The sequence below is a fragment of the Streptomyces sp. NPDC003016 genome (assembly GCF_053591455.1).
In genome coordinates this window covers 20,766-42,929 of the sequence record NZ_JBSFTV010000001.1, presented here as the reverse complement: position 1 = coordinate 42,929, position 22,164 = coordinate 20,766, and the positions used below count along the sequence as shown (strand labels likewise).

Sequence of the window (22,164 nt, the reverse complement as noted above, 5' to 3'; positions counted from 1 at the left end):
GTCAGCTCCGGCCGTGGCGCAGGGCCGGGTGGGCGCCCGCGGCGACCAGGTCGGCGACGGCGCCCTTCGGGTCGCGGCCGGTGACCAGGGACTCGCCCACGAGCACCGCGTCGGCGCCCGCGTTGGCGTACGCGATCAGGTCGTGCGGGCCGCGGACGCCGGACTCGGCGACCGTGACGATGTCCGCGGGAATCTCGGGGGCGACCCGCTCGAACGTACCGCGGTCGACCTTGAGCGTCTTGAGGTCGCGCGCGTTGATGCCGATGATCTTCGCGCCGGCCTCGACCGCGCGCTCGACCTCTTCCTCGTCGTGCGCCTCGACCAACGGCGTCAGCCCGATGGACTCGGCCCGCTCGATCAGCGAGACCAGGGCCTCCTGCTCCAGGGCGGCCACGATCAGCAGCGCCAGGTCGGCGCCGTACGCCCGCGCCTCCCACAGCTGGTAGGCCGTGACGATGAAGTCCTTGCGCAGCACCGGGATGTCGACCTTGGCGCGTACGGCCTCCAGGTCGGCCAGCGAGCCGCCGAAGCGCCGCTGCTCGGTGAGTACGGAGATGACGGCCGCGCCGCCCGCCTCGTAGTCGGCGGCGAGCCCGGCGGGGTCGGCGATCGCGGCGAGCGCGCCCTTGGAGGGGCTGGAGCGCTTCACCTCGCAGATGACCTTGACGCCGTCGCCGCGCAGGGCGGCGACTCCGTCCTTGGCCGGGGACGCCTTGGCCGCGCGGTCCTTGAGCTCGTCGAGACCCACGCTTGCCTGCCGCTCCGCTAGGTCGGCGAGCACGCCTTCGATGATCTCGTCGAGCACACTCACGCGAGCGGCCCCCTTCCGGGACGGTGATGACTGTCGGTGGGCCAGGATCAGCCATACCAATGCTAGCCGCAGGAGACCTCAGGACTCGCATCGAGTGGGCGCCAGTCCCACTACCTGGAACTTCACGGAGCGAGCACCGAGCCGAACGGCAGGTTCCGGACGACGCTGAAAACCGCCGCCACCGCGCCGATGCCCCACCAGTGGACGGGTCTGAGGGTGATCCGCGTCGGGACCCCCCGGGTCGTGCGTACCACCCATACGGCCCAGAGCACGGCGAAGACCCCGTAGCCGACGACAGCCATGGCGTTGGAACCGAGCGCACCGGCCAGGTCACCGGTGGCGACGGCGTGCGCGCTGCGCAGGCCGCCGCAGCCGGGGCAGTAGATCCCGGTGAGCTGGAGCAGCGGGCAGACCGGGTAGTGGCCCGGCTCGTTGGGGTCGACGGCGCCGACGTACGCGAAGGCCGCGGCGACGCCCGCCAGCGTGACCGCCGGTGCGGCGAGCCGCCGGGCGAGTGACACGGGAGCGGGGTGTGCGGGGGCGGGCGGGGGCGAGGGGGCCGGGGCGGGCGAAGGCATGGCGTCCACGCGCCGATTGTCCCCGCTCATGAGGAAAGGCGCAGCCCCCGGGGGCTGCGCCTCGCATCAGAACCGCTTCGGCACGGGGGCCGGCGCGGGGATCAGCGGGTCTGGATCTGGCTCAGGGGCTGCGCCCGGCCGGCCTCTTCACGCGCCCGCCGCGCTTCCTCGGACTCCTTCGGCGCGCCCAGACCCGCGGCCTTCATGGCCAGGCCGACGACACCACCGAGCAGGATCACGACGATTCCGGCCCAGAAGCCGAGCGGATTGGCCAGCACCGTGAAGGCGCCCGAAATGCAGAAACCGATGAAGGCGATGATGACACCGGTCCAGGCGGCCGGGGTGTGTCCGTGGCTGCTGCCCGCCATGAGTTGCTCCTCGTTGCTGTTGCTCTGTGGTGAGTCCGTGAGTCGTGCGCTCGTCACTCATTGTCCCGTACGAGGACCGGCGGCGTGGTCTCGGGGTCATGCGTCGCGCGTCGGGTCCTCACCGCGGTCGAGGGCCTTCCAGAGGTCCTCGGGCCGGTCCGGGTCCGGGGCGGCGGGGGCCTTGCGGGACCGTGGGCTGCCGTCGCGCTCGTAACGGCCCGACATCGCGGGCCACTTCCGGCCGCCCCACAGTGCGAGGAGTCCGGCGATCAGGATCAGCAGGCCGCCGGCCGCGGTCACGTACGGCCAGGCGGTGTGGGTCAGCGAGGCGGCCGTCGCGGCGGCGTCGCCGGTCATCTCCGCGGCCTTCTCGTCGAGGGCGGCTCCGCCGGACGCGCCGAGGAAGGCCGTGACGGCGGCGCCCGCGCCGCTCAGCGCGAGCAGTACGGAGACCAGCAGGCGGCCCGTCCCGCGGACGGCGAAGACCGCGACGAGCGCGGCGAGGCCGACGACGGCCAGCGCGGCCGGGGCGCCGGTGACCTCCTGGCCCTCGACGTCGAGCGGCAGCCTGCCGCCTCCGACGGCCGCCACGCCCTCGGCCCAGGTCTGGCCCGAGGCGAGGAGCACGACGGCGGCGCCGAGGGCGCCGGACAGCAGCGCGGCGGCGAGACCGCGCCGGCCTGTGGAGGCGGCCGGCGCGGCTTCGCCTCGCGGGGACGGAAGGGGTACGGGGGATGCGGCACTCACGTACTCCACTATCCCTTACGCCCCTTCCGCGCCCGGAGGGGGACTCAGAGACGGTTCGCCGTGTGCACCGCGCGCAGCACCGCCGCCGCCTTGTTGCGGCACTCGGTGTCCTCGGCGACGGGGTCCGAATCCGCCACCACGCCCGCGCCGGCCTGCACGTACGCCGTGCCGTCGCGGAGCAGGGCGGTGCGGATGGCGATGGCGGTGTCGGAGTCGCCCGCGAAGTCGAGGTAGCCGACGCAGCCGCCGTACAGGCCGCGCCGCGACGGCTCCAGCTCCTCGATGATCTGCATGGCGCGCGGCTTCGGGGCGCCCGACAGCGTCCCGGCCGGGAAGCAGGCGGTCAGGACGTCGAAGGCGCTGCGGCCCGGCGCGACCCGGCCCGTCACGGTCGACACGATGTGCATGACGTGCGAGTACCGCTCGACGGACATGAAGTCGACGACCTCGACGCTGCCGGGCTCGCAGACCCGGCCCAGGTCGTTGCGGCCGAGGTCGACGAGCATCAGGTGCTCGGCGCGCTCCTTGGGATCGGCGAGCAGTTCGTCGGCGAGCGCCTGGTCCTCCTGCGGCGTGGCGCCGCGCGGCCGGGTCCCGGCGATCGGGTGCACCATCGCGCGCCCGTCCTCGACCTTGACCAGCGCCTCGGGGCTGGAGCCGACGACGTCGAAGCCGTCGAAGCGGAAGAGGTACATGTACGGCGACGGGTTGGTGGCGCGCAGGACCCGGTAGACGTCCAGCGCGCTCGCCGTGCACGGCGTCTCGAAGCGCTGCGACGGTACGACCTGGAATGCCTCGCCCGCGCGGATGCGCTCCTTGATGTCGTCGACGGCGGCCTGGTAGGCCTCGCCGCCCCACAGGGCGGTGTACGGCGGGAGCTCGGAGGGGGGCAGGGCGGCGGGCGCGGTCGGCACCGCCCGGCTGAGGTCGGCCTCCATCGCGTCGAGCCGGGCGAGCGCGTCGGCGTACGCCTCGTCGACGCCCGTGTCGAGGTCGTTGTGGTTGATCGCGTTGGCGATCAGCAGGACCGAGCCGTCCCAGTGGTCGAGCACGGCGAGGTCCGAGGTGAGCAGCATGGTCAGCTCGGGCAGTTCGAGGTCGTCCCGGCCGTGCTCGCCGATCTTCTCCAGGCGGCGTACGACGTCGTACCCGAGGTAGCCGACCATGCCGCCGGTGAACGGCGGCAGGCCGCCCGCGAGGTCGCGCGGGGTGTGCAGGGTCTCGACGGTGGCGCGCAGCGCGTCGAGCGGGTCGCCGTCCACGGGGACGCCGACGGGTGGCGTCCCGAGCCAGTGCGCCCGGCCGTCGCGGGCGGTGAGGGTGGCGGCGCTGCGCACGCCGACGAAGGAGTACCGGGACCAGGAGCGGCCGTTCTCGGCGGACTCCAGGAGGAAGGTGCCGGAGCGCTCGGCGGCGAGCTTGCGGTAGAGGCCGACCGGGGTGTCTCCGTCCGCGAGCAGCCTGCGGCTGACGGGGATGACACGGCGGTCGACGGCCAGCTTGCGGAAGGTCTCGATGTCCATGGTGTCGGTGGCCTTACTGCGCGAGCGCGAGCGGGAGGACGTCGGAGTCGAAGCAGGTGCGGTCGCCGGTGTGGCACGCGGCGCCGACCTGGTCGACCCGGACCAGCACGGTGTCGGCGTCGCAGTCGAGGGCGACGGACTTGACGTGCTGGAAGTGCCCGGAGGTGTCGCCCTTGACCCAGTACTCCTGGCGGCTGCGCGACCAGTACGTACAGCGGCCGGTGGTGAGGGTCCGGTGGAGCGCCTCGTCGTCCATCCAGCCGAGCATCAGCACCTCACCGGTGTCGTACTGCTGGGCGATGGCCGGGAGCAGGCCGTCGGCGCTGCGCTTGAGGCGGGCGGCGACGGCGGGGTCGAGGCGGCTGGGGCGGGGGGAGCCCGGCTGGGGGGTGCCTGGCTGGGGCGTGCTGGTCATGTGCGCCATTGTGCCGCGCCCGCGGGCTCCGGCACGGACGTCGTCCGGTCATTGGACGCGCGGCGCCGTGGCCGTGGCGGGGGCAACGGCCGTACGCTGGCCACCATGTCGACCCATGCCAAGCGTGAACGACTCCTTTTCGCCGATCTCCTGGAGGCGGCCGGACCCGACGCCCCGACGCTGTGCGACGGCTGGAAGACCCGTGATCTCGCCGCCCACGTGGTGGTGCGCGAGCGCCGCGCGGACGCCGCGGGCGGGATAATGCTGGGGCCGCTGAAGGCCCGCCTGGAGCGGGTGCAGGCCGAGTTCGCCGCCAAACCGTACGAGGAACTGATCCAGCTCATCCGTACGGGTCCGCCCCGCATGTCCCTGTACGCCCTCAAACAGGTCGACGAGGCCGCCAACACCGTCGAGTTCTACGTCCATGCCGAGGACGTCCGACGGGCACAGCCCGACTGGACGCCGCGCGAACTCGACGCGGTCTTCGCCAACGCCCTGTGGTCGCGGATCGAGAAGATGGCCCGCGTCCTCGGCCGGAAGTCGCCGGTGGGGATGGTGCTGCGGCGCCCGGACGGCCAGACGGCGGTGGCGCACCGCGGGACGCCGGTGGTGACGGTCACCGGCGAGCCGGGTGAGCTGGTGCTGTTCGCCTTCGGACGGCAGGACGTGGCGCGGGTGGAGCTGGAGGGCGACAAGGACGCGATCGCCCGTCTCCAGGACGCCAAGCTCGGTATCGCCATGTAGCCATGTAGCCGCCGTGCTCTCGCCCTGTGGCGGACGACGTGGTCAGCGCGGGAGTTCGGCGCGGCGCAGGTCCCGGAAGCAGAGTCCGGCCAGGGCGCCCGCCGCGCACACCCCCGCGCTGACCACGAACACCGGCCGGGCGCCCCAGGCATCGATCGCCGCGCCCGCGGCCGGGTAGCAGAGCGGGGCGAGGCCCAGGGCGAAGAGCGTCTGGACCGAGGTGACGCGGCCCAGGTAGGCGGGGGCGGTGTGGGTCTGGACGAGTGCGGCGCCGAGGGCGCCGCCGAGCCCGGCGAGCAGCCCGACAAGGACCCCGGCGACGGTGGCGAGCGCGACGTTCGGCACGAACGCCAGGGCGCCGAGGGGCACGGCGCCGGCGAGCAGCGCCAGGCACTGCACGAGCCCGGCGCGCTCCACCCGTCCCCGTACCGCGATCAGCAGTGAGGCCGCAGCCGCGCCGGCGCCGAAGGCGGCGACGATCCAGCCCATGCCGGCGGCGCCCCAGCCGCGCTGCCGGGCGAGCAGGGTGAGGCCGATGTTGAGCGGCCCGACGAAGCCGAGCTCGCCGAGGGCGACGACGAGCGTCAGCGGGGCGAGTACGCGGTGGCGGCGGATGTGGCGCAGCCCGTCGGCCAGTTCGCGCCGGGCGGTGCCACGGACGGCCTCGGCGCCGTCGGTGGGCAGCGGGGCGATCCGTACGGCGAACAGCAGCGCGAGCGATGCGGCGAACAGCGCTCCGGCGACGGCGAAGGCGGCGGCCGACCCGCCCAGCGCGACCGCGAGCCCGCCGAGCGGCGCCCCGGCGACGTTGGCGACGCGCGCCGCGAGACCGCGCAGTCCCTGGAGGCGGGCCAGTTGCGCGGGTTCGGCGATCCGGGGCGGCAGGGCTCCGACGGCGGGCAGGAAGAGGGCGTCGACCGTGCCGAAGACCAGCGCGACCGTGATCAGCAGCCCGAGGGAGGGGCTGGTCAGGAGCAACGCCGCCGCCGTACCGAGGATCACCACGCAGCGCACGGCGTCGCTGCCGATGACGACCCGCCGCGGCCCGAAGCGGTCGGCGAGCACTCCCCCGCCGAGCATCAGCACGGCACGCGGCACGGAGCCGAGCGCGAGGACGAGGCCGGCCTGGGCGGGGCTGCCGGAGCGGGCCGCCTCCCAGGCCAGAGCCATGAAGTAGACGCTGTCGCCGACCATCGAGGTCGCGTACGCGCCGAGCCAGCGCAGCACGTTGAGGTCACGGTGGACGGGCGGCCGCGCGGCGGCCAGGACGGCGGTCATGACCCCGACCATAGATACGAAAGATTAGTTGCGCAATATTTATTTCTTGTTTTCGTTCAGATCCGGAACGGGAACCCGTACACATGCACCGCGACGTTCTCGCGCCCCTCGGTCTCACCCGCCTCATCGGCGGCGCGCCCGATCTCGTCGTACTTCTTGATCAGCTCGTCCATCTCGCGGCTCAGCCGCGCCAGCTCGTCGGCCGTCAGCCGTGGCAGGTACTCGGAGCTGAAGGAGGCACTCCGCCACTGCGGCGACCATGCCTGCGGGTCTTCGAGGTAGCGGCGGTAGAGGTCGCCGCGCTGCTCGAAGGAGATCCGGCCGACGGCGACGTGCGCGGCGACCCTCTCCGGTGCGTCGCCGAAGTCCTCGTCACGGAAACTCAGCCCGCGCGAGCTGACCTGCCACCACCGCTCCCGGCCGTCCTCGCTCTGCTGCTCGGCCTCTTCGATCAGGCCGTGGCCGGCGAGTTTGCGCAGGTGGTAACTGACCAGCGAGACGGCTTCACCGACGCTTTCGGCGAGCTGGGACGCGGTGGCGGTACGGGCGACGAAGAGCGCCCGGTAGAGCTTCATGCGCAGGGGGTGCCCGAAGGCCTTGAGCGTGCCGAGATCCGTGATCCGGCGCGACTGATTCTCCGACATGCGAGCACGGTAATACCCGCTGAGCGGGAACGATCCCCGCTCAGCGGGCAGATGCGGCCCGTCCGGCGCCCGAGGACACGCCCCGGGGAGGGCAGCGGCAGCTAGCGGACCGGGTGGCCCGCCTCCCGCAGTGCGTCCTTGACCTGGGAGATGCGCAGGTCTCCGAAGTGGAAGACCGAGGCCGCCAGCACCGCGTCCGCCCCCGCCGCGATCGCCGGCGGGAAGTGGGCGAGGCGGCCCGCGCCGCCGGAAGCGATCACCGGCACCGTGACGTGCTTGCGCACCGCCGCGATCATCTCCGTGTCGTAGCCGTCCTTGGTGCCGTCCGCGTCCATCGAGTTGAGCAGGATCTCGCCCGCGCCCAGCTCGGCAGCCCGGTGCGCCCACTCGACCGCGTCGATGCCGGCGGACGTGCGGCCGCCGTGCGTGGTGACCTCGAAGGAGCCGGATTCCGTACGGCGCGCGTCGACCGACAGCACCAGGACCTGGCGGCCGAAGCGCTCCGCGATCTCGCGGATCAGGTCGGGGCGGGCGATCGCGGCGGTGTTGACGCCGACCTTGTCCGCGCCGGCCCGCAGCAGTTTGTCGACGTCCTCGGTGGTGCGGACGCCGCCGCCGACCGTCAGCGGGATGAAGACCTGCTCGGCGGTGCGGCGCACCACGTCGTACGTCGTCTCGCGGTTGCCGGACGACGCCGTGATGTCGAGGAACGTCAGCTCGTCGGCGCCCTCCGCGTCGTACAGCTTGGCCATCTCGACGGGGTCGCCCGCGTCGCGCAGGTTCTGGAAGTTGACACCCTTGACGACCCGGCCGTTGTCGACGTCCAGGCAGGGGATCACTCGGACCGCGAGGGTCATGACGCGCGGCCTCCTCGGTAGGCCTCGATCTCGATCTCGACGACCAGGCTCGGGTCCACGAAGCCCGAGACGATGATCATTGACGCGGCCGGACGGATGTCGTCGAACAGTTCCTTGTGGGCGCGGCCGATGTCGTCCACGTCCCGGGCGTGCGTGAGGTACATCCGGGTGCGCACGACGTCCTCGCGGCCGAGGCCGAGCTGCTCCAGCGCGCCGAAGGCGACGCCGAAGGCCGTGATCGTCTGCTGGTACGGCGTACCGGCGTCGATGACGCCGTCCACGACCGACGTGCAGCCCGACACCAGGACCAGGCCGTTCGGCAGCTCCACGGCGCGGGAGTAGCCGAACTGCTCCTCCCACGGGGCGCCGGTGGAGACCCGGCGCACGGATGCGGAGGAGCCCGAGGAGGGACCCGAAAGGGAGCCTGTCATTCCGAGACCGCCTTCAGCGCCTCTTCCAGCGTGAACGCCTTCGCGTACAGGGCCTTGCCGACGATCGCGCCCTCGACGCCCTCGGGCACGAGCGACGCGATCGCGCGCAGGTCGTCGAGGGAGGAGACGCCGCCGGAGGCGACGACGGGCTTGTCGGTCGCGGCGCAGACGTTCTTCAGGAGCTCCAGGTTCGGGCCCTGGAGCGTGCCGTCCTTGGCGATGTCGGTGACGACGTACCGCGCGCAGCCCTCGGAGTCGAGGCGGGCCAGCGTCTCGTAGAGGTCGCCGCCGTCGCGGGTCCAGCCGCGGCCGCGCAGCGTCGTGCCGCGTACGTCCAGGCCGACCGCGATCTTGTCGCCGTGCTCGGCGATGACCTTGGCGACCCACTCGGGGGTCTCCAGCGCGGCCGTACCGAGGTTGACGCGCTTGCAGCCGGTGGCGAGCGCCGCGGCGAGCGAGGCGTCGTCGCGGATGCCGCCGGACAGCTCGACCTTGATGTCCATGGAACGGGCGACCTCGGCGATCTGCGCCCGGTTGTCGCCGGTGCCGAAGGCCGCGTCGAGGTCGACGAGGTGCAGCCACTCGGCGCCCGCCCGCTGCCAGGCGAGAGCGGCCTGGAGCGGGTCGCCGTACGACGTCTCCGAGCCGGACTCGCCATGGACGAGGCGCACGGCCTGGCCGTCGCGGACGTCGACGGCGGGGAGCAGTTCGAGCTTCTGGGACATCAGAGGGTTCCGATCCAGTTGGTCAGCAGCTGGGCACCGGCGTCGCCGGACTTCTCGGGGTGGAACTGGGTCGCCCACAGGGCGCCGTTCTCGACGGCCGCCACGAAGGGCTCGCCGTGCGTGGTCCAGGTGACCCTGGGCGCACGGATCTTGGGGTTGGTGACGTCCAGGCTCCAGTCGTGCACGGCGTACGAGTGCACGAAGTAGTACCGCGCGCCGGCGTCGAGGCCGGCGAACAGCTCGCTGTCCGCGGGTGCTTCGACGGTGTTCCAGCCCATGTGCGGGACGACGGGCGCCTGGAGCGGACCGACCGTGCCGGGCCACTCGTCGAGCCCTTCGGTCTCCACGCCGTGCTCGATGCCGCGCTCGAAGAGGATCTGCATGCCCACGCAGATGCCCATGACCGGTCGGCCGCCGGCGAGCCTGCGGCCGACGATCCAGTCGCCGCGCGCCTCGCGCAGCCCCTTCATACAGGCGGAGAAGGCTCCGACGCCGGGGACGAGCAGCCCGTCGGCGTTCATGGCCTTGTCGAAGTCGCGGGTGATCTCGACGTCCGCGCCGACGTGGGCCAGCGCCCGCTCGGCGGACCGGACGTTGCCGAAGCCGTAGTCGAAGACGACGACCTTCTTGCTCGTGTCGCTCATTCCCAGAGTCCTTGGATTCGCATGACACCGGCGACCAGGCACATCACGGCGCCGATGCCCAGAAGCACGACGAGGCCCTTGGGCAGCTCCTGCTTCCAGAAGGAGTACACGCCGCCGAGCAGGAAGAGCCCGACGACGATCAGGATGGTGGAGAGACCGGTCACAGGGCGCCCTTGGTCGAGGGGAGGATGCCGGCGGCGCGCGGGTCGTGCTCCGAGGCGTACCGCAGGGCGCGGGCCAGGGCCTTGAACTGGCACTCCACGATGTGGTGCGCGTTGCGCCCGTACGGGACGTGCACGTGCAGGGCGATCTGGGCCTGCGCGACGAAGGACTCCAGGATGTGCCGGGTCATCGTCGTGTCGTACTCGCCGATCATCGGCGCCATCTTCTCCGGCTCGGTGTGCACGAGGTACGGGCGGCCGGAGAGGTCCACGGTGACCTGGGCGAGCGACTCGTCCAGCGGCACCGTGCAGTTGCCGAAGCGGTAGATGCCCACCTTGTCGCCGAGCGCCTGCTTGAAGGCGGCGCCGAGCGCGAGGGCGGTGTCCTCGATGGTGTGGTGCGAGTCGATGTGCAGGTCGCCGTCGGTCTTCACGGTGAGGTCGAAGAGGCCGTGGCGGCCGAGCTGGTCGAGCATGTGGTCGTAGAAGCCGACACCCGTCGACACATCGACCTTGCCGGTGCCGTCGAGGTTGATCTCGACGACGACGGACGTTTCCTTGGTGGTGCGCTCGATCCTGCCGACGCGGTCAACGCGAGTCATGAGCTCTGCTCCTTCTTGAGTTCGCGTACCGCATCCAGGAACGCGTCGTTCTCTTCGGGGGTGCCGGCGGTGACCCGCAGCCAGCCCGGTACGCCGTTGTCACGGACCAGGACGCCCTGGTCGAGGATCCGCTGCCACGCCTCGTGCGAGCCGGTGGCGCCGTCGAACCGGCCGAACTGGACGAAGTTCGCGTCCGAGTCCGTGACCTCGTATCCGATGGCGCGCAACTCGGTGACCAGGCGGTCCCGCTCGGTCTTGAGCTGCTCGACGTACCCCAGCAGCGTATCGGTGTGTTCGAGGGCGGCGAGCGCGGTGGCCTGCGTGACGGACGACAGGTGGTACGGCAGGCGCACCAGCTGTACGGCGTCGACCACGGCGGGGTCGGCCGCGAGATAGCCCAGGCGCAGACCGGCGGCGCCGAACGCCTTGGACATGGTGCGGGAGAGCACCATGTTCGGCCGGCCCTCGATCAGCGGCAGCAGGGACGGGTGGTGGCTGAATTCGCCGTACGCCTCGTCGACGACGACCAGGGACGGCCTGGCCGCCTGGGCGGCCTCGTAGAGGGCGAGGACGGTGTCCGCGCCGACCGCGGTGCCCGTGGGGTTGTTGGGTGAGGTGATGAAGACGACGTCGGGGCGGTGCTCGGCGATGGCCTTCTCGGCCGCCGCCACGTCGATGGTGAAGTCCCCGTGGCGCGGGCCGGAGATCCAGCCGGTGCCGGTACCGCGCGAGATGAGGCCGTGCATCGAGTACGACGGCTCGAAACCGATCGCGGTGCGGCCGGGGCCGCCGAAGGTCTGGAGCAGCTGCTGGATGACCTCGTTGGAGCCGTTGGCCGCCCACACGTTGGCCATGGCGACCTCGTACCCGGCGGTGCGGGTGAGGTAGCGGGCCAGTTCGGTGCGGAGTTCGACCGCGTCCCGGTCCGGGTAGCGGTTGAGTTCGCGGGCCGCGTCGCGCACGCGCTCGGCGATGCGTTCGACGAGCGCCTCGGGCAGCGGGTACGGGTTCTCGTTGGTGTTGAGGCGTACGGGCACGTCCAGCTGCGGCGCGCCGTACGGGGACTTGCCGCGCAGCTCGTCGCGGATGGGGAGGTCGTCGATACGGGTGTTGCTGGTGGTACGGGTCATTCCGTCGGCACCTTCCATCCGAAGCGCGCCTTGAGAGCGGCTCCGTGCGCCGGGAGGTCCTCCGCCTCCGCCAGCGTCACCACGTGGTGCGTGACCTCGGCGAGCGCCTCGCGCGTGTAGTCCACGATGTGGATGCCGCGCAGGAACGACTGGACCGAGAGGCCCGACGAGTGGCAGGCGCAGCCACCGGTCGGCAGGACGTGGTTGGAGCCGGCGCAGTAGTCGCCGAGTGAGACCGGGGCGTACGGGCCGACGAAGATCGCTCCCGCGTTGCGCACGCGCCGGGCGAGCGCGGCGGCGTCGGCGGTCTGGATCTCCAGGTGTTCGGCGCCGTACGCGTCGACGACCTTGAGGCCCTCCTCCATGGAGTCGACCAGGACGATCGAGGACTGTTTGCCGCCCAGCGCCGGGATGATCCGGTCGTCGCTGTGCTTGGTGGCCGCGACCTGCGGCTCCAGCTCCTCGGTGACCGCGTCCGCGAGCTCCTCGGAGTCCGTCACCAGCACGGCGGCGGCCAGCGGGTCGTGCTCGGCCTGGCTGATCAGGTCGGCGGCGACGTGCACCGGGTCGGCGGTGGCGTCGGCGAGGACCGCGATCTCGGTCGGGCCGGCCTCGGTGTCGATGCCGATCAGGCCGGTGAAGTAGCGCTTGGCGGCGGCGACCCAGATGTTGCCGGGGCCCGTGACCATGTTGACCGGCGCGCACTCGTCGGTGCCGTACGCGAACATCGCGACGGCCGTGGCGCCGCCCGCGGCGTACACCTCGTCGATGCCGAGCAGCGCGCAGGCCGCCAGGATCGTCGGGTGCGGCAGGCCGCCGAACTCCTTCTGCGCGGGGGAGGCGAGGGCGATGGATTCGACGCCCGCCTCCTGCGCGGGAACCACGTTCATGATCACGGAGGAGGGGTAGACGGAGAGGCCGCCGGGCGCGTAGAGGCCCACCCGCCCGACCGGCACCCACCGCTCGGTGACCGTGCCGCCGGGCACGACCTGGGTGGTGTGCTCGCTGCGGCGCTGCTCGCGGTGGACGATCCTGGCGCGCCGGATCGACTCCTCCAGCGCGGCCCTGACCTTGGGGTCGAGCTGCTCCAGGGCGGCGCTCAGCGCTTCGGCCGGAACCCGTACGCGCTCCAGCTTCACGCCGTCGAATTTCTCCGCGTACTCGATCAGCGCCGCCGTGCCCCGATGATGCACGTCCTCGCAGATGGGCCGCACCTTGTCGAGGGCGGCCTGTACGTCGAAGTCGGCACGGGGCAGCAGGTCGCGCAGGTCGGCGCCCTCGGGGAGGACGTCACCGCGCAGATCGATTCGAGAGATCACGCTGCCAATTCTCTCAGACCCCATCCGGCGGCCGAGCCTCCGTATCACTGACTGATACACGTCCCACGCCTCATTCATCACTACTGGCGTTCAGTCCGTCACCCAGAGGGAAGAACGGCTGTACGAGTCGACGAAAGGGGCGGCCTTGACCGAGCCGCAGCAAGACGTCGAAGCGCCCGACTGGCTCAGTGTCTCCGAAATGGGCATGTGGCAGGCGTTCCGCAACGGCAGTACCTACGACCTCCGCACCCGCAATCCCGTCCTCGACGACCCCCTGACCACCAGACCATGGCCCCCCGAGCGCAGTGTCCGCGCCCGCGTCGTCGCGCTGCTGCTGCTCAGCGGGCCGCCCGCGCTGCCCGGGCGGGTCGCCGCGCTCAAGCTCACCGGCGTACAGATCACGGGAACCCTCACGCTCGCGGGCGGGCGGGTCGAGCCGTACGTCGAGATGCACAGCTGCCGCTTCGAGAAGGAGGTGCTGCTGCCCGAGTGCCACTTCACCACGCTGCGCATGGTGGGGTGCGCCATCCCCCGGCTGGAGGCGGCCCGGCTGCACACGGAGGGCGATCTGCACCTGCCGCGGTGCAGCGTCCCCGGCGGCATCCGGCTCACCGACGCCCAGATCGGCACGGATCTGCTGATCAACCAGATCGTCGTACGCCAGGACCGCAACGGCCGCTCGATCGCCGCCGACGGCCTGTCCGTCGCCCAGGACCTCCAGGCCGAGATGATCGAGTCGCACGGCGAGTTCAGCCTGCGCGGCGCGAAGGTCGGGGTCTCGCTGAGCCTGCGCGGCAGCCGGCTGCGCAGGCCGTACGGCGTGGAGGGGCGGCGGGCGCTGAACGCCCCGCAGATGACGGTGGAGCGCACGCTCTACATGACGCCGGCGGGGATCGGGCCCCGGGGCGCGGCGCCGGGGACCACTCCGCCGTACGGCATCGGGAACACGCCGGTACGCGGCACCCGCGTGCAGCGGTTCGAGTGCGAGGGCGGGCTGCGGCTGGACGACGGGCGGTTCGGGGACGCCGTGGACCTCGACGGCGCGCGGTTCGTCATGTCGCTCGGGCAGGAGCTGTCGATGCGCCGGGTCCAGACGCCCGAGCTGCGGTTCCTGTGCGAACGGCCGGAGGAGGGGAAGGTGGTGCTGTCCGGGGCGAAGGTCGGCAACCTGGTGGACAAGGCGGACAGCTGGCCGCGGCCCGGCGGGCTCACCATGGGCGGTTTCACGTACGACTGCCTCGTACCGCGCGGGCTGTTCCCGCTCGCGCAGCGGCTGGAGTGGGTGACGGCGGCGACTCCGGAGTACGCCCCCGAACCGTACGAGCGGCTCGCCGCCGTACTGCGCGGCAGCGGGGAGGACGCCGACGCCCGCGAGGTGCTCCTGGCCAAGCAGCGCCGGCGGCGCGAGACGCTGCCGCTCGCCGGGAAGCTGTGGGGCCTCCTCCAGGACTGGACGGTGGCGTACGGCTACCGTCCGGGCCGGGCGGCCGTGTGGATGGCCGTGCTGTGGGCGGCGGGCACGGTGGCGTTCGCCCGGCTCGATCCGGGTCCGATCAAGCCCGGCGAACATCCGCAGTGGAACGCCTCCCTCTTCGCGCTCGACCTGCTGCTGCCGGTGATCGATCTGGGGCAGGACGGGCACTGGCTGCTGCGGGGCGGCTGGCAGTGGGCGGCGGCCGGGCTGATCCTGCTCGGCTGGATCCTGGCGACGACGGTCGCGGCGGGGGCGTCACGGCTGCTGCGGCGCGGCTGACCGGACGGGGACCCGTCCGGGGGCAAGGGGGGCGGGGGGCAGGCGCCTGGGGGCAGGAAGGCGAGGCTGGGGGCAGGAAGGCGGGACTGGGGGCCGAGGGCCGGGGGAAGCCCCCCGCCTCGTCTTCTTTGCCGTCCCTTGACCTGCCGCCGCACAACCTTTCCGGTCGATGCGAAAGCTTCACTCAGCCCTCTGGCGCGGCCCCGACCTGCGGTTTTCAATGGTTCACACCATGTCATTCCTTCGCGCTCTGACCAGCACCGCGCGCATGATCCGCCACGCCCCGGAGCTCGGCGCCGGCCTGCCCGGCGACGACCAGGTGCTGCTCGACGTCCCCGACGGGCGACTGGGCCCGGCCCTGGTCGCCGCGGCCCTCGGCGACCACGGCCCCGCAGCCGGCCTCCTCGCCGCGACCCGCGAGGGCGCCGAGTGGGAGAACCGCGACCGGTACACGGTCCGCCTCGCCACTTTCGCGCTCAGCCGCCAGGACTGGCTCGACGGCTGGCTGGCCGCCGCCCCGCACCACCCCGACGCCCTGCTCGTCAAGGCCGAGCTGTCGGTGCGCAGGCTCTGGGATTCGCCGGCCCGCGCCGAGCGGCTGCACGCCGCGGGCCCGCTGATCGAGGCGGCGGCCGACGCCGCTCCGCGCGACCCGGTGCCGTGGCGCATCGCCCTCGACCACGCGCGCGGCACCCGTGCCGCGCACACCGCCTTCGAGGAGCTGTGGGCCCGGGCGGTGAGCCGCTCCTCGCACCACTACGGGTGCCACGTCTCCGCGCTCCAGTACCTCTCCGCGCAGTGGTACGGCTCGCACCGCGAGTGCTTCGACTTCGCCGAACAGGCCGCCGAAGACGCCCTGCCGGGATCGCTGGTGCAGGCGCTGCCCGTACGCGCGGCCTTCGCGCACCTGCTGAGCGGCGCCGACCCGGCCCGTCCGGACGCGGTCATTCCGTACGAGCGCGTCGACGCGGCGGCCGACCTGGCGATCGCCCTGTCCGCCGCGTACCCGGCGGGCGACCCGTGGCCGGCCGAGGTCCGCAACCTGCTGGTGTACGTCCTGGCGGCCCGGGGACGGTGGGCCGAGGCTCTCGAACAGTTCCGGCTGATCGGGCCGTACGCGACCTCGTTCCCCTGGGCGCATCTGAGCGACGACGCGCTGGGCGAGTTCCTGGAACTGCGCGGCGCCGCGCGGATCCAGGTGGCCTCGACGATGCCTTTGCGGCCTTCGCGCAGGACGGCCCGCCGGATCCGGCCCGACGGCCATTACGCTTAGCCGCTGTGACCACCGCTCGCCTGCCCCTCTTCCCGCTGAACTCGGTCCTGTTCCCCGGCCTCGTACTGCCGCTGAACGTCTTCGAGGAGCGTTATCGCGCCATGATGCGCGACCTGTCGAAGGGCGCGGACTCCGGCGACCCGGCAGACTCCTCCGGCGCGTCCGCCTCGTCCCGTTCCTCCCCCTCGGACCCCTCCGATCTCTCCGATCTCTCCGAGGAGGAGCCGCGCCGCTTCGTGGTCGTGGCCATCCGCGACGGCCGGGAGGTCGCCGCCACCGCCCCCGGCATGCCGGACGCCACGTCCCCGGCCGAGCGGGGTCCCGCCGCGGGCTTCGGTCCGGACCCGATCCAGGCGTTCCACCAGGTGGGCTGCATCGCGGACGCGGCGACGATCCGCGAGCTCGAAGACGGCGGTTACGAGGTGCTGGCCACCGGGACGACCCGCGTCAGGCTCCTCTCCGTCGACGCGAGCGGGCCGTACCTCACCGCCGAGGTGGAGGAACTGCCCGAGGAGCAGGGCGAGGACGCGGGCGCGCTGGCCGAGGGTGTGCTGCGGGCGTTCCGCGGCTACCAGAAGCGGCTGGCGGGTGCGCGCGAGCGCTCACTGGCCACCGGCGCGGAGCTGCCGGACGAGCCGTCCGTCGTCTCGTACCTGGTCGCCGCCGCGACGGTGCTGGACGTCCCGGCGAGGCAGCGCCTGCTGCAGGCTCCCGACACCGCGACCCGGCTGCGTGAAGAACTGAAGCTCCTGCGCACCGAGACCGCGGTGATCCGGCACCTGCCCTCGCTGCCGGCCACCGAACTGACCAGGAAACCCACCAGCCCCAACTGATCCGGAGACAGAGCCGCAGTGGCCAAGAGGAAGCAGCAGTCCGCAGGCACGCCCGCGACGGTCGCCCTGGCGGCTGCGGGAACGGCGTACACCCTTCACGCGTACGCGCACGACCCCGCGGCCCCCTCGTACGGCGAGGAGGCGGCGCAGGCGATGGGTGTTTCTCCGGACCGCGTCTTCAAGACCCTGGTGGCCGACATCGACGGCACCCTGACGGTGGCGGTCGTCCCGGTGGCGGGCTCTCTCGATCTCAAGGCACTGGCGGCGGCGGTCGGCGGGAAGCGCGCGGCGATGGCGGACCCGGCGGCCGCGGAACGCACCACGGGGTACGTCCGCGGCGGCATCTCCCCGCTGGGGCAGCGCAAGAGGCTCCGCACGGTCCTGGACGCCTCGGCCTCGTCGTACGAGACGGTGTGCGTCTCGGCGGGCCGCCGCGGGCTGGAGGTCGAACTGTCCCCGGCGGACCTGGCGGCGCTGACGGACGCGGTGATCGCCCCGATCGGCCGCGTGTGAGGGCGTAACCCGGTCCCCGGTCGGCACCCGGTCGACTCGACGGGCTCATGGCGAGCCCGTCGGCCCGCCGGTTCCGTACCGGCGCCGACGGCGGCTTCAGGGGCGCGTGCCGTCCCCGGCGTCCGGGTTCGGACCCGGTACATCCGGGCCCGGTACGGCCAGGTCCGGTACAGCCAGGTCCGGTACGTCCGGTCCCTGATCCGGTGCGGGCCCCGGATCTCCGTACGCCGTACCCCACTCCGGTTCCGGGTCCCGAGGCCCGAAGAGCGCCGTCAGTGCCAGGTGGACGAGCATCGCGGCCATGGGCCACGCCAGCAGCGCCCCCTTCGCCCCGAGCTTGAGCGGCGCGTCGAACGTGACGCCCTGCCCGACCTCCCGCGCCCGTGCGACCACGTCGTCCGTCGGCCCGAACCAGACGCCGACGCCCCATGCCAGCAGCGAGCCGAGCAGCCCGCCCAGCGCCAGTCCCACCACCAGCGGAATGCCGCCGCGCCGGTTGAACCAGAAGGCCAGAGCCGCGCCGACCGCGCCGAACGCGAGCGCCAGCAGCACGAACGTGCCGTCCGCGCCCACCGCTTCCTCGCCCTCGGTGTCCTTGAGGAAGACGGCCGTGTCGGTGGAGACGAGCGGCACGCGCGGCGCCAGCCACAGCCACAGCAGCCCCAGCGCGACACCCAGAACCGTCAGCGCCAGGACCACCACAAAGGCCCTGACCACCTCCGTGGACAGACTGATGTCCTGCTCGCCGCCCCCGTCGCCGTCCGCCTCCGTGGCGGTCACGGCGTCGGGGCCGTGGCCGTGGCGGGGCCAGGACGGAAGTGGAGCGGCGGCCTCGGCGTCGGCCTTCTGCCAGGGGTCGTTCGGCGGCTGCCGGTGAGGCGGCGTCAGAGGAGCGGTCACCCTGCCATCGTGCCAGGCGCCCCGGGTCCACGCCTCATCGGACCGCTGCCGGCCGTCTAACGGACCGCTGCCCGCCGGTATGCCCAGGTGGCGACCGCCAGCGAGACGACCCCGACGGCCGCGCACACCGCCAGATCGAGCGCCACGGCGGGCCAGTCGGGATGCGCGTCGAAGGTCCGCGCGAAGGCCTCGACACCGTACGTCGAGGGCAGCAGGTCCCGGGCGTACGAAATCGGCGCGGGCAGCCGGTCCGCGGGCAGCACGCCCAGCAGCAGGGCCGCGGACATCCCCAGCTGTCCGAGCAGCGTCGCGAGTTCCTGCCGCGGCGCGAGCAGCCCCAGCGCCGCCCCCAGCCCGGCGAGCGCGGCCCCCGCCAGCGGAATCACCGCGGCCAGGACCCACAGATGCGTGAGCGGCAGCTGGAAGAGCGTGCAGCCGACGACGGCCGTGACGAACGTGCCGGGCACGGTGAAGGAGGCGTACGCGGCGGCCGTGCCCAGCACCACCGCGGCGGGCGGCACCGGCAGCGTCGCGTAGTGGTCGAGGCCACCGCTCGCCCGCAGCTGCCCGAAGTACTGGGCGAGCAGGTTCAGCGCGACGAAGGCGACCACGAGCACGCTCGACCCGGCGACGACCGCCCGTGCCTCACCGTCCCCGTCGACGACCCCGCGCATCAGCACCATGATCCCGACGGACTGGAACGTCGCCACGAACAGCAGCGGGATGCGCGCCACCCGCGCCCGGGACAGCTGCGCCCGGTAGACGGCGGCGAGCGACGGCAGCAGCCGGGCGCGGGGCGCGAGCGGCGCGGGTCCCCGGCCGGTCACGTCGGCGGCTGTTTCTCCCACCCCTGCCGCTTCCCCGGCTTCCTCCGCTTCTTTCGCCCCTTTGATCCGCTTGATCCGCGTCTGCGCGGAACAGGTTTCCGCGGGCCCGACACTCACGCCTTGACCAGCCCTTTCGTACGTCCGCCGAGTGCCAGGTACACGTCTTCGAGGCTCGGCGTCGCCAGCGTGAAGTCGTCGAGCGCGGCAAAGGCCTCGCCACCGGTCACGGCGGCCACGGCCGCCCGCGCCTCGTCGGGAGCCAGCCGCAGCACCCAGCGCCGCCCGGACTCCTGCGCGGACGCGCGCAGCGCCGCGACCTCGGGCACGTCCAGCGGCGCCCGCTCCCGCCACACGAGGTCGAGCCGCACCTCACCGGCGACGCGCGCCTTGAGTCCGGCGGGGGTGTCGCACGCGATCACCCGGCCACTCTCCAGCACCGCGACACGGTCCAGGACGGTCTCGGCCTCGATGACGTTGTGGGTGACGAGCAGGACGGTCGCACCGTTGCGCGCCCGCCGCCGGTCGACCGCCGCCCACACCGCGCGCCGCGCGACGGGGTCCATGCCGGTGGTCGGTTCGTCCAGTACCAGGACGGGCCGCTCACCCACCAGCGCGGCGGCGAAACAGGCGAGCCGCCGCTGTCCGCCGGACAGCTTCCGGAGCGGCCGCCCGGCGATCCCGCCCAGTCCGAGCTCTTCGAGTACGTCGTCCCGCTCGGCCCGCGCGGCCTTCGCCGTGAGCCCGCGCAGGCGTCCGGTCGTCTCGGCGGCGAGGGACACGGTCAGTTCGTCCAGCGCGGTGGATTCCTGGCCCAGGTACCCGACCAGCCGCGAGGCCCGCTCGGGGTGGCGCACGAGATCGTGCCCCAGCAGCTCGACACTTCCGGAGTCCGGCCGCATGAGGCCGGTCAGCTGGCGTACGAGAGTGGACTTGCCGGCGCCGTTGGGCCCGAGCAGCCCGAAGATCTCGCCGCGCCGCACGTCGAGGGAGATCCCGTCCGTGGCCCGTACGGCCGGTGTCGCGGGGGCCCCGCGCCGGCTCCGGGCGGCGGGATACGTCTTGACCAGATCCCGCACGGCACACACGACTGCTGTGCCGCGTCCCGCCTGCGCTGTGCCCGTACTCACGAGGGACGAGCCTACGGGGTTCCCGGCCCGGCACCGGCGCCGGGGCGGCGCAGGCGCGGCGGAGCGGGCGCGGGGCAGGCTTCCCTTCCCTGTTCTTCTCCCCGTTCCTCTGCCTGCCCGCCCCTTCCCGCGTCCGTCGCCGCGCTACTCCCCCGCCGTCGCGTGCTCGGCCGCGGCCCGTACGTCGATCTCGCGCCAGAAGCCCGCTCTGATCGCGTACCGGTCGTGCTCGTCGATCTGGTCGTCCTTGTGCGCCAGCAGCCCGAACCGCGCCGCGTACCGCAGCAGCTCGCCGTCGATGCGGTGCGGGATCCTCGGGTACATCGTCGAGAGCTTCTGGGTGTGGCCCGGATCCGGCAGCCGCTCCATCCACCGCCGGGCGAAGACCTGCCCGACCTCGAAGGGATCGCCGCCGACCGTGGTGATGTCCTCCTCGCGGTCCGCCCAGCGCTGCTCCGCGCTGGTCAGCTGGGCCAGCGTCGGCAGTGAGGCGGTCTCGGCCGGCTCACCGAGCGGGCTGCCGCCGCCGGGGCGCTCCACCCAGCCCTTGTCGGAGGACCAGCGCAGGGTCGCCCCGGTGGTGCCGCCCGGCGTCCCGTTCGCCGTCCCGGCCCCGGCCCCGGCCCCGGCCGCGTGCTGCGCCGCCTGCGTGCCGGGACCGCGCAGGCTCGCGAGGTCCTTGGGGGTCGGCACGACCCTGGCGCCGTGCGGCGGATGCGCCTCGCCGGACCCGTTCGCGGCGGACGTGCACGCGGGGGCCGACGGGGCGGCCGGGACCGCCGCCGAAGACCCGTTGCGTACGGCCGCGCCCGTACCCGGCCCCGCTTCTCCGTCCGGGGCTCCGGCCCGTGCCTGCGCCTGGGCCTGTGCCGCCCGCTCCGCCGAAGCGGCGAGCGCCGACTCCGGCAGCGGGGCCGACAGGATCGCGGCGATTTCCGGCCGCGGCACCGGTGGCGGCGCGCAGATCCCGGTGAGGTCCTTGGTCCGTACCGCCTTGGTGATCCACACCCGGTCCAGCACGCGCCGCTCGTCGGCCTCGGCGACCAGGTCCTCGGACTGGTTGTAGTCCCCGTCGGCGGCCTGCACTGCCCACAGGTGGACCGCTACGCCGTGTTCCTTGGCGGACATCAGCCCCGGTAGCAGATCACCGTCCCCGGTCACCAGCACGATGTCCGAGCAGGCGCGATTTCTGGCCAGTTCGGTCAGTTCCGCGTGCATCGCCGCGTCGACGCCCTTCTGGGCCCAGCGCCCGTCGCTGCGGGTCAGGGCCCCGAGCCTGACCGTCACGCGCGACATGACCCGCAGCCGCCGGTGCTCGGGCTGCGGTACGCGGTCGGGGGCGCCGTCGAACCAGTAGATGCGGAGCAGCGGTTGCTGGGTGTCCGCTTCGGCACGTTCTCGCAGGCCCTGGATGAGGGCCGCGTGGTCCACCGTGATGCGGGATCGGGCCGGTTCTCCGGCGAGCAGGCTCGCGGCGGCGCCCAGCAGGTAGCCGGCGTCCACCAGGACGACGCAGCGGTCCACGCGTTCCACCCTCTTTCGGGAACCTCGGGATCGGAAGGTGCTTCGGGAGTGCTTCAGGCTTCCTTCGAGTCTGCCCGACTGCGTGAGGGTTAACGGCGGGAACTCGATCATCGGCGTGGCGGATATCGAAGTTGTTCCGCACCGATCTCAATTACGCACAGTAATGATCCAAAATGCGGGTTTTGTCGGCCTGTGTGAATCTGGTCCCGGCCCTGGCCCCCAGAACCCCCACAGGAGGCAGCACCATGGCCAAGAACAAGAACCGCAAGCAGGGCGCCCCACAGGACCGTGCGTCCGCTGTGGTGCGTGGAACCGACCAGGCGAAGGACAGCGCCTTCGAATCCCATGCCCACCAGCATTCGCACGCACAGGGCAGCCCTGCTGACATTGCCCGTAAGCACCAGCGGCGTTTCGGCCACAACTGACGCGCGCCCCGC

The 22,164-nt window shown here is 72.8% G+C and carries 25 protein-coding genes and 1 pseudogene; 6 read left to right on the top strand and 20 right to left on the bottom strand.

Annotation, left to right across the window (positions count from 1 at the left end):
• Nucleotide 1: 1 nt before the first annotated feature.
• From trpC to hisI, 6 genes and pseudogenes are all read right to left on the bottom strand, one after another.
• Nucleotides 2–811, bottom strand: coding sequence for an indole-3-glycerol phosphate synthase TrpC (gene trpC / locus ACWDZ4_RS00205; protein WP_451506197.1), 810 nt, complete (start codon nt 809–811; stop codon nt 2–4).
• A 122-nt stretch (nt 812–933) separates the two neighbouring features.
• On the bottom strand, nt 934–1,389 hold the full coding sequence (locus tag ACWDZ4_RS00200; protein ID WP_451506409.1) for a DUF2752 domain-containing protein: 456 nt from the start codon (nt 1,387–1,389) through the stop codon (nt 934–936).
• A 101-nt stretch (nt 1,390–1,490) separates the two neighbouring features.
• Nucleotides 1,491–1,757 carry an HGxxPAAW family protein gene (locus ACWDZ4_RS00195; protein WP_451506408.1) on the bottom strand — a complete coding sequence of 89 codons (267 nt, stop codon included), beginning with the start codon at nt 1,755–1,757 and terminating at the stop codon, nt 1,491–1,493.
• Nucleotides 1,758–1,853: 96 nt separating this feature from the next.
• Nucleotides 1,854–2,513: a TIGR02234 family membrane protein gene (locus tag ACWDZ4_RS00190; protein WP_451506196.1), complete on the bottom strand. Its 660-nt coding sequence runs from the start codon at nt 2,511–2,513 to the stop codon at nt 1,854–1,856.
• A gap of 35 nt (nt 2,514–2,548) precedes the next feature.
• A pseudogene (locus ACWDZ4_RS00185) lies at nt 2,549–4,030 on the bottom strand (anthranilate synthase component I); the annotation flags it as partial.
• Nucleotides 4,031–4,040: 10 nt separating this feature from the next.
• A complete protein-coding gene (gene hisI / locus ACWDZ4_RS00180) occupies nt 4,041–4,442 on the bottom strand; it encodes a phosphoribosyl-AMP cyclohydrolase (protein ID WP_451506195.1) in 402 nt (133 codons plus the stop codon).
• Between the two features lie 105 nt (nt 4,443–4,547).
• Here hisI and ACWDZ4_RS00175 point away from each other — a divergent pair, with 105 nt between their 5' ends.
• Nucleotides 4,548–5,186 carry a TIGR03085 family metal-binding protein gene (locus ACWDZ4_RS00175; protein WP_451506194.1) on the top strand — a complete coding sequence of 213 codons (639 nt, stop codon included), beginning with the start codon at nt 4,548–4,550 and terminating at the stop codon, nt 5,184–5,186.
• A gap of 42 nt (nt 5,187–5,228) precedes the next feature.
• Here the strand turns inward: ACWDZ4_RS00175 and ACWDZ4_RS00170 are convergent, their stop codons facing one another.
• From ACWDZ4_RS00170 to hisD, 10 genes are all read right to left on the bottom strand, one after another.
• Nucleotides 5,229–6,464 (bottom strand): MFS transporter, encoded by a 1,236-nt coding sequence (locus tag ACWDZ4_RS00170; RefSeq protein ID WP_451506193.1) that lies wholly within the window; start codon nt 6,462–6,464, stop codon nt 5,229–5,231.
• Nucleotides 6,465–6,520: 56 nt separating this feature from the next.
• A complete protein-coding gene (locus ACWDZ4_RS00165) occupies nt 6,521–7,108 on the bottom strand; it encodes a helix-turn-helix domain-containing protein (RefSeq protein WP_451506192.1) in 588 nt (195 codons plus the stop codon).
• Between the two features lie 101 nt (nt 7,109–7,209).
• The gene (gene hisF / locus ACWDZ4_RS00160; RefSeq protein WP_451506191.1) at nt 7,210–7,965 is read right to left on the bottom strand and encodes an imidazole glycerol phosphate synthase subunit HisF; all 756 of its coding nucleotides are present in this window, start codon (nt 7,963–7,965) and stop codon (nt 7,210–7,212) included.
• Nucleotides 7,962–8,396 (bottom strand): RidA family protein, encoded by a 435-nt coding sequence (locus ACWDZ4_RS00155; protein ID WP_451506190.1) that lies wholly within the window; start codon nt 8,394–8,396, stop codon nt 7,962–7,964. The genes hisF and ACWDZ4_RS00155 overlap by 4 nt, the downstream gene beginning before the upstream one ends.
• The gene (gene priA, locus ACWDZ4_RS00150; protein WP_344498171.1) at nt 8,393–9,121 is read right to left on the bottom strand and encodes a bifunctional 1-(5-phosphoribosyl)-5-((5-phosphoribosylamino)methylideneamino)imidazole-4-carboxamide isomerase/phosphoribosylanthranilate isomerase PriA; all 729 of its coding nucleotides are present in this window, start codon (nt 9,119–9,121) and stop codon (nt 8,393–8,395) included. The genes ACWDZ4_RS00155 and priA overlap by 4 nt, the downstream gene beginning before the upstream one ends.
• Nucleotides 9,121–9,765 (bottom strand): imidazole glycerol phosphate synthase subunit HisH, encoded by a 645-nt coding sequence (gene hisH, locus ACWDZ4_RS00145; protein ID WP_451506189.1) that lies wholly within the window; start codon nt 9,763–9,765, stop codon nt 9,121–9,123. The genes priA and hisH overlap by 1 nt, the downstream gene beginning before the upstream one ends.
• The gene (locus ACWDZ4_RS00140; protein ID WP_176710115.1) at nt 9,762–9,929 is read right to left on the bottom strand and encodes a hypothetical protein; all 168 of its coding nucleotides are present in this window, start codon (nt 9,927–9,929) and stop codon (nt 9,762–9,764) included. The genes hisH and ACWDZ4_RS00140 overlap by 4 nt, the downstream gene beginning before the upstream one ends.
• Nucleotides 9,926–10,528 (bottom strand): imidazoleglycerol-phosphate dehydratase HisB, encoded by a 603-nt coding sequence (hisB, locus tag ACWDZ4_RS00135; protein WP_451506188.1) that lies wholly within the window; start codon nt 10,526–10,528, stop codon nt 9,926–9,928. Before hisB ends, ACWDZ4_RS00140 begins: the two co-directional genes overlap by 4 nt.
• Entirely contained in the window at nt 10,525–11,658 is a 1,134-nt protein-coding gene (locus ACWDZ4_RS00130) for a histidinol-phosphate transaminase (RefSeq protein ID WP_451506187.1), read from the bottom strand. The genes hisB and ACWDZ4_RS00130 overlap by 4 nt, the downstream gene beginning before the upstream one ends.
• Complete coding sequence (gene hisD, locus ACWDZ4_RS00125) at nt 11,655–12,977, bottom strand: histidinol dehydrogenase (protein ID WP_451506186.1); 1,323 nt, start codon at nt 12,975–12,977, stop codon at nt 11,655–11,657. Before hisD ends, ACWDZ4_RS00130 begins: the two co-directional genes overlap by 4 nt.
• Before the next feature lie 145 nt (nt 12,978–13,122).
• Here hisD and ACWDZ4_RS00120 point away from each other — a divergent pair, with 145 nt between their 5' ends.
• From ACWDZ4_RS00120 to ybaK, 4 genes are all read left to right on the top strand, one after another.
• Nucleotides 13,123–14,730 carry an oxidoreductase gene (locus ACWDZ4_RS00120; protein WP_451506185.1) on the top strand — a complete coding sequence of 536 codons (1,608 nt, stop codon included), beginning with the start codon at nt 13,123–13,125 and terminating at the stop codon, nt 14,728–14,730.
• Nucleotides 14,731–14,950: 220 nt separating this feature from the next.
• Complete coding sequence (locus ACWDZ4_RS00115; protein ID WP_451506184.1) at nt 14,951–16,003, top strand: hypothetical protein; 1,053 nt, start codon at nt 14,951–14,953, stop codon at nt 16,001–16,003.
• 5 nt (nt 16,004–16,008) lie between these two features.
• Complete coding sequence (locus ACWDZ4_RS00110; RefSeq protein ID WP_451506183.1) at nt 16,009–16,836, top strand: LON peptidase substrate-binding domain-containing protein; 828 nt, start codon at nt 16,009–16,011, stop codon at nt 16,834–16,836.
• 18 nt (nt 16,837–16,854) lie between these two features.
• Nucleotides 16,855–17,349, top strand: coding sequence for a Cys-tRNA(Pro) deacylase (gene ybaK / locus ACWDZ4_RS00105; RefSeq protein ID WP_451506182.1), 495 nt, complete (start codon nt 16,855–16,857; stop codon nt 17,347–17,349).
• A 96-nt stretch (nt 17,350–17,445) separates the two neighbouring features.
• On the opposite strand, the gene ACWDZ4_RS00100 is transcribed toward ybaK, so the two are convergent.
• The 4 genes from ACWDZ4_RS00100 to ACWDZ4_RS00085 form a co-directional block, all read right to left on the bottom strand.
• On the bottom strand, nt 17,446–18,249 hold the full coding sequence (locus ACWDZ4_RS00100; protein WP_451506181.1) for an ABC transporter permease: 804 nt from the start codon (nt 18,247–18,249) through the stop codon (nt 17,446–17,448).
• 56 nt (nt 18,250–18,305) lie between these two features.
• Entirely contained in the window at nt 18,306–19,193 is an 888-nt protein-coding gene (locus ACWDZ4_RS00095; RefSeq protein ID WP_451506180.1) for an ABC transporter permease, read from the bottom strand.
• On the bottom strand, nt 19,190–20,161 hold the full coding sequence (locus ACWDZ4_RS00090; RefSeq protein WP_451506407.1) for an ABC transporter ATP-binding protein: 972 nt from the start codon (nt 20,159–20,161) through the stop codon (nt 19,190–19,192). The genes ACWDZ4_RS00095 and ACWDZ4_RS00090 overlap by 4 nt, the downstream gene beginning before the upstream one ends.
• A gap of 186 nt (nt 20,162–20,347) precedes the next feature.
• Nucleotides 20,348–21,736 carry an NYN domain-containing protein gene (locus tag ACWDZ4_RS00085; RefSeq protein WP_451506179.1) on the bottom strand — a complete coding sequence of 463 codons (1,389 nt, stop codon included), beginning with the start codon at nt 21,734–21,736 and terminating at the stop codon, nt 20,348–20,350.
• Nucleotides 21,737–21,972: 236 nt separating this feature from the next.
• Here ACWDZ4_RS00085 and ACWDZ4_RS00080 point away from each other — a divergent pair, with 236 nt between their 5' ends.
• On the top strand, nt 21,973–22,152 hold the full coding sequence (locus ACWDZ4_RS00080; protein WP_451506178.1) for a hypothetical protein: 180 nt from the start codon (nt 21,973–21,975) through the stop codon (nt 22,150–22,152).
• The last annotated feature ends 12 nt before the right edge of the window (nt 22,153–22,164 follow it).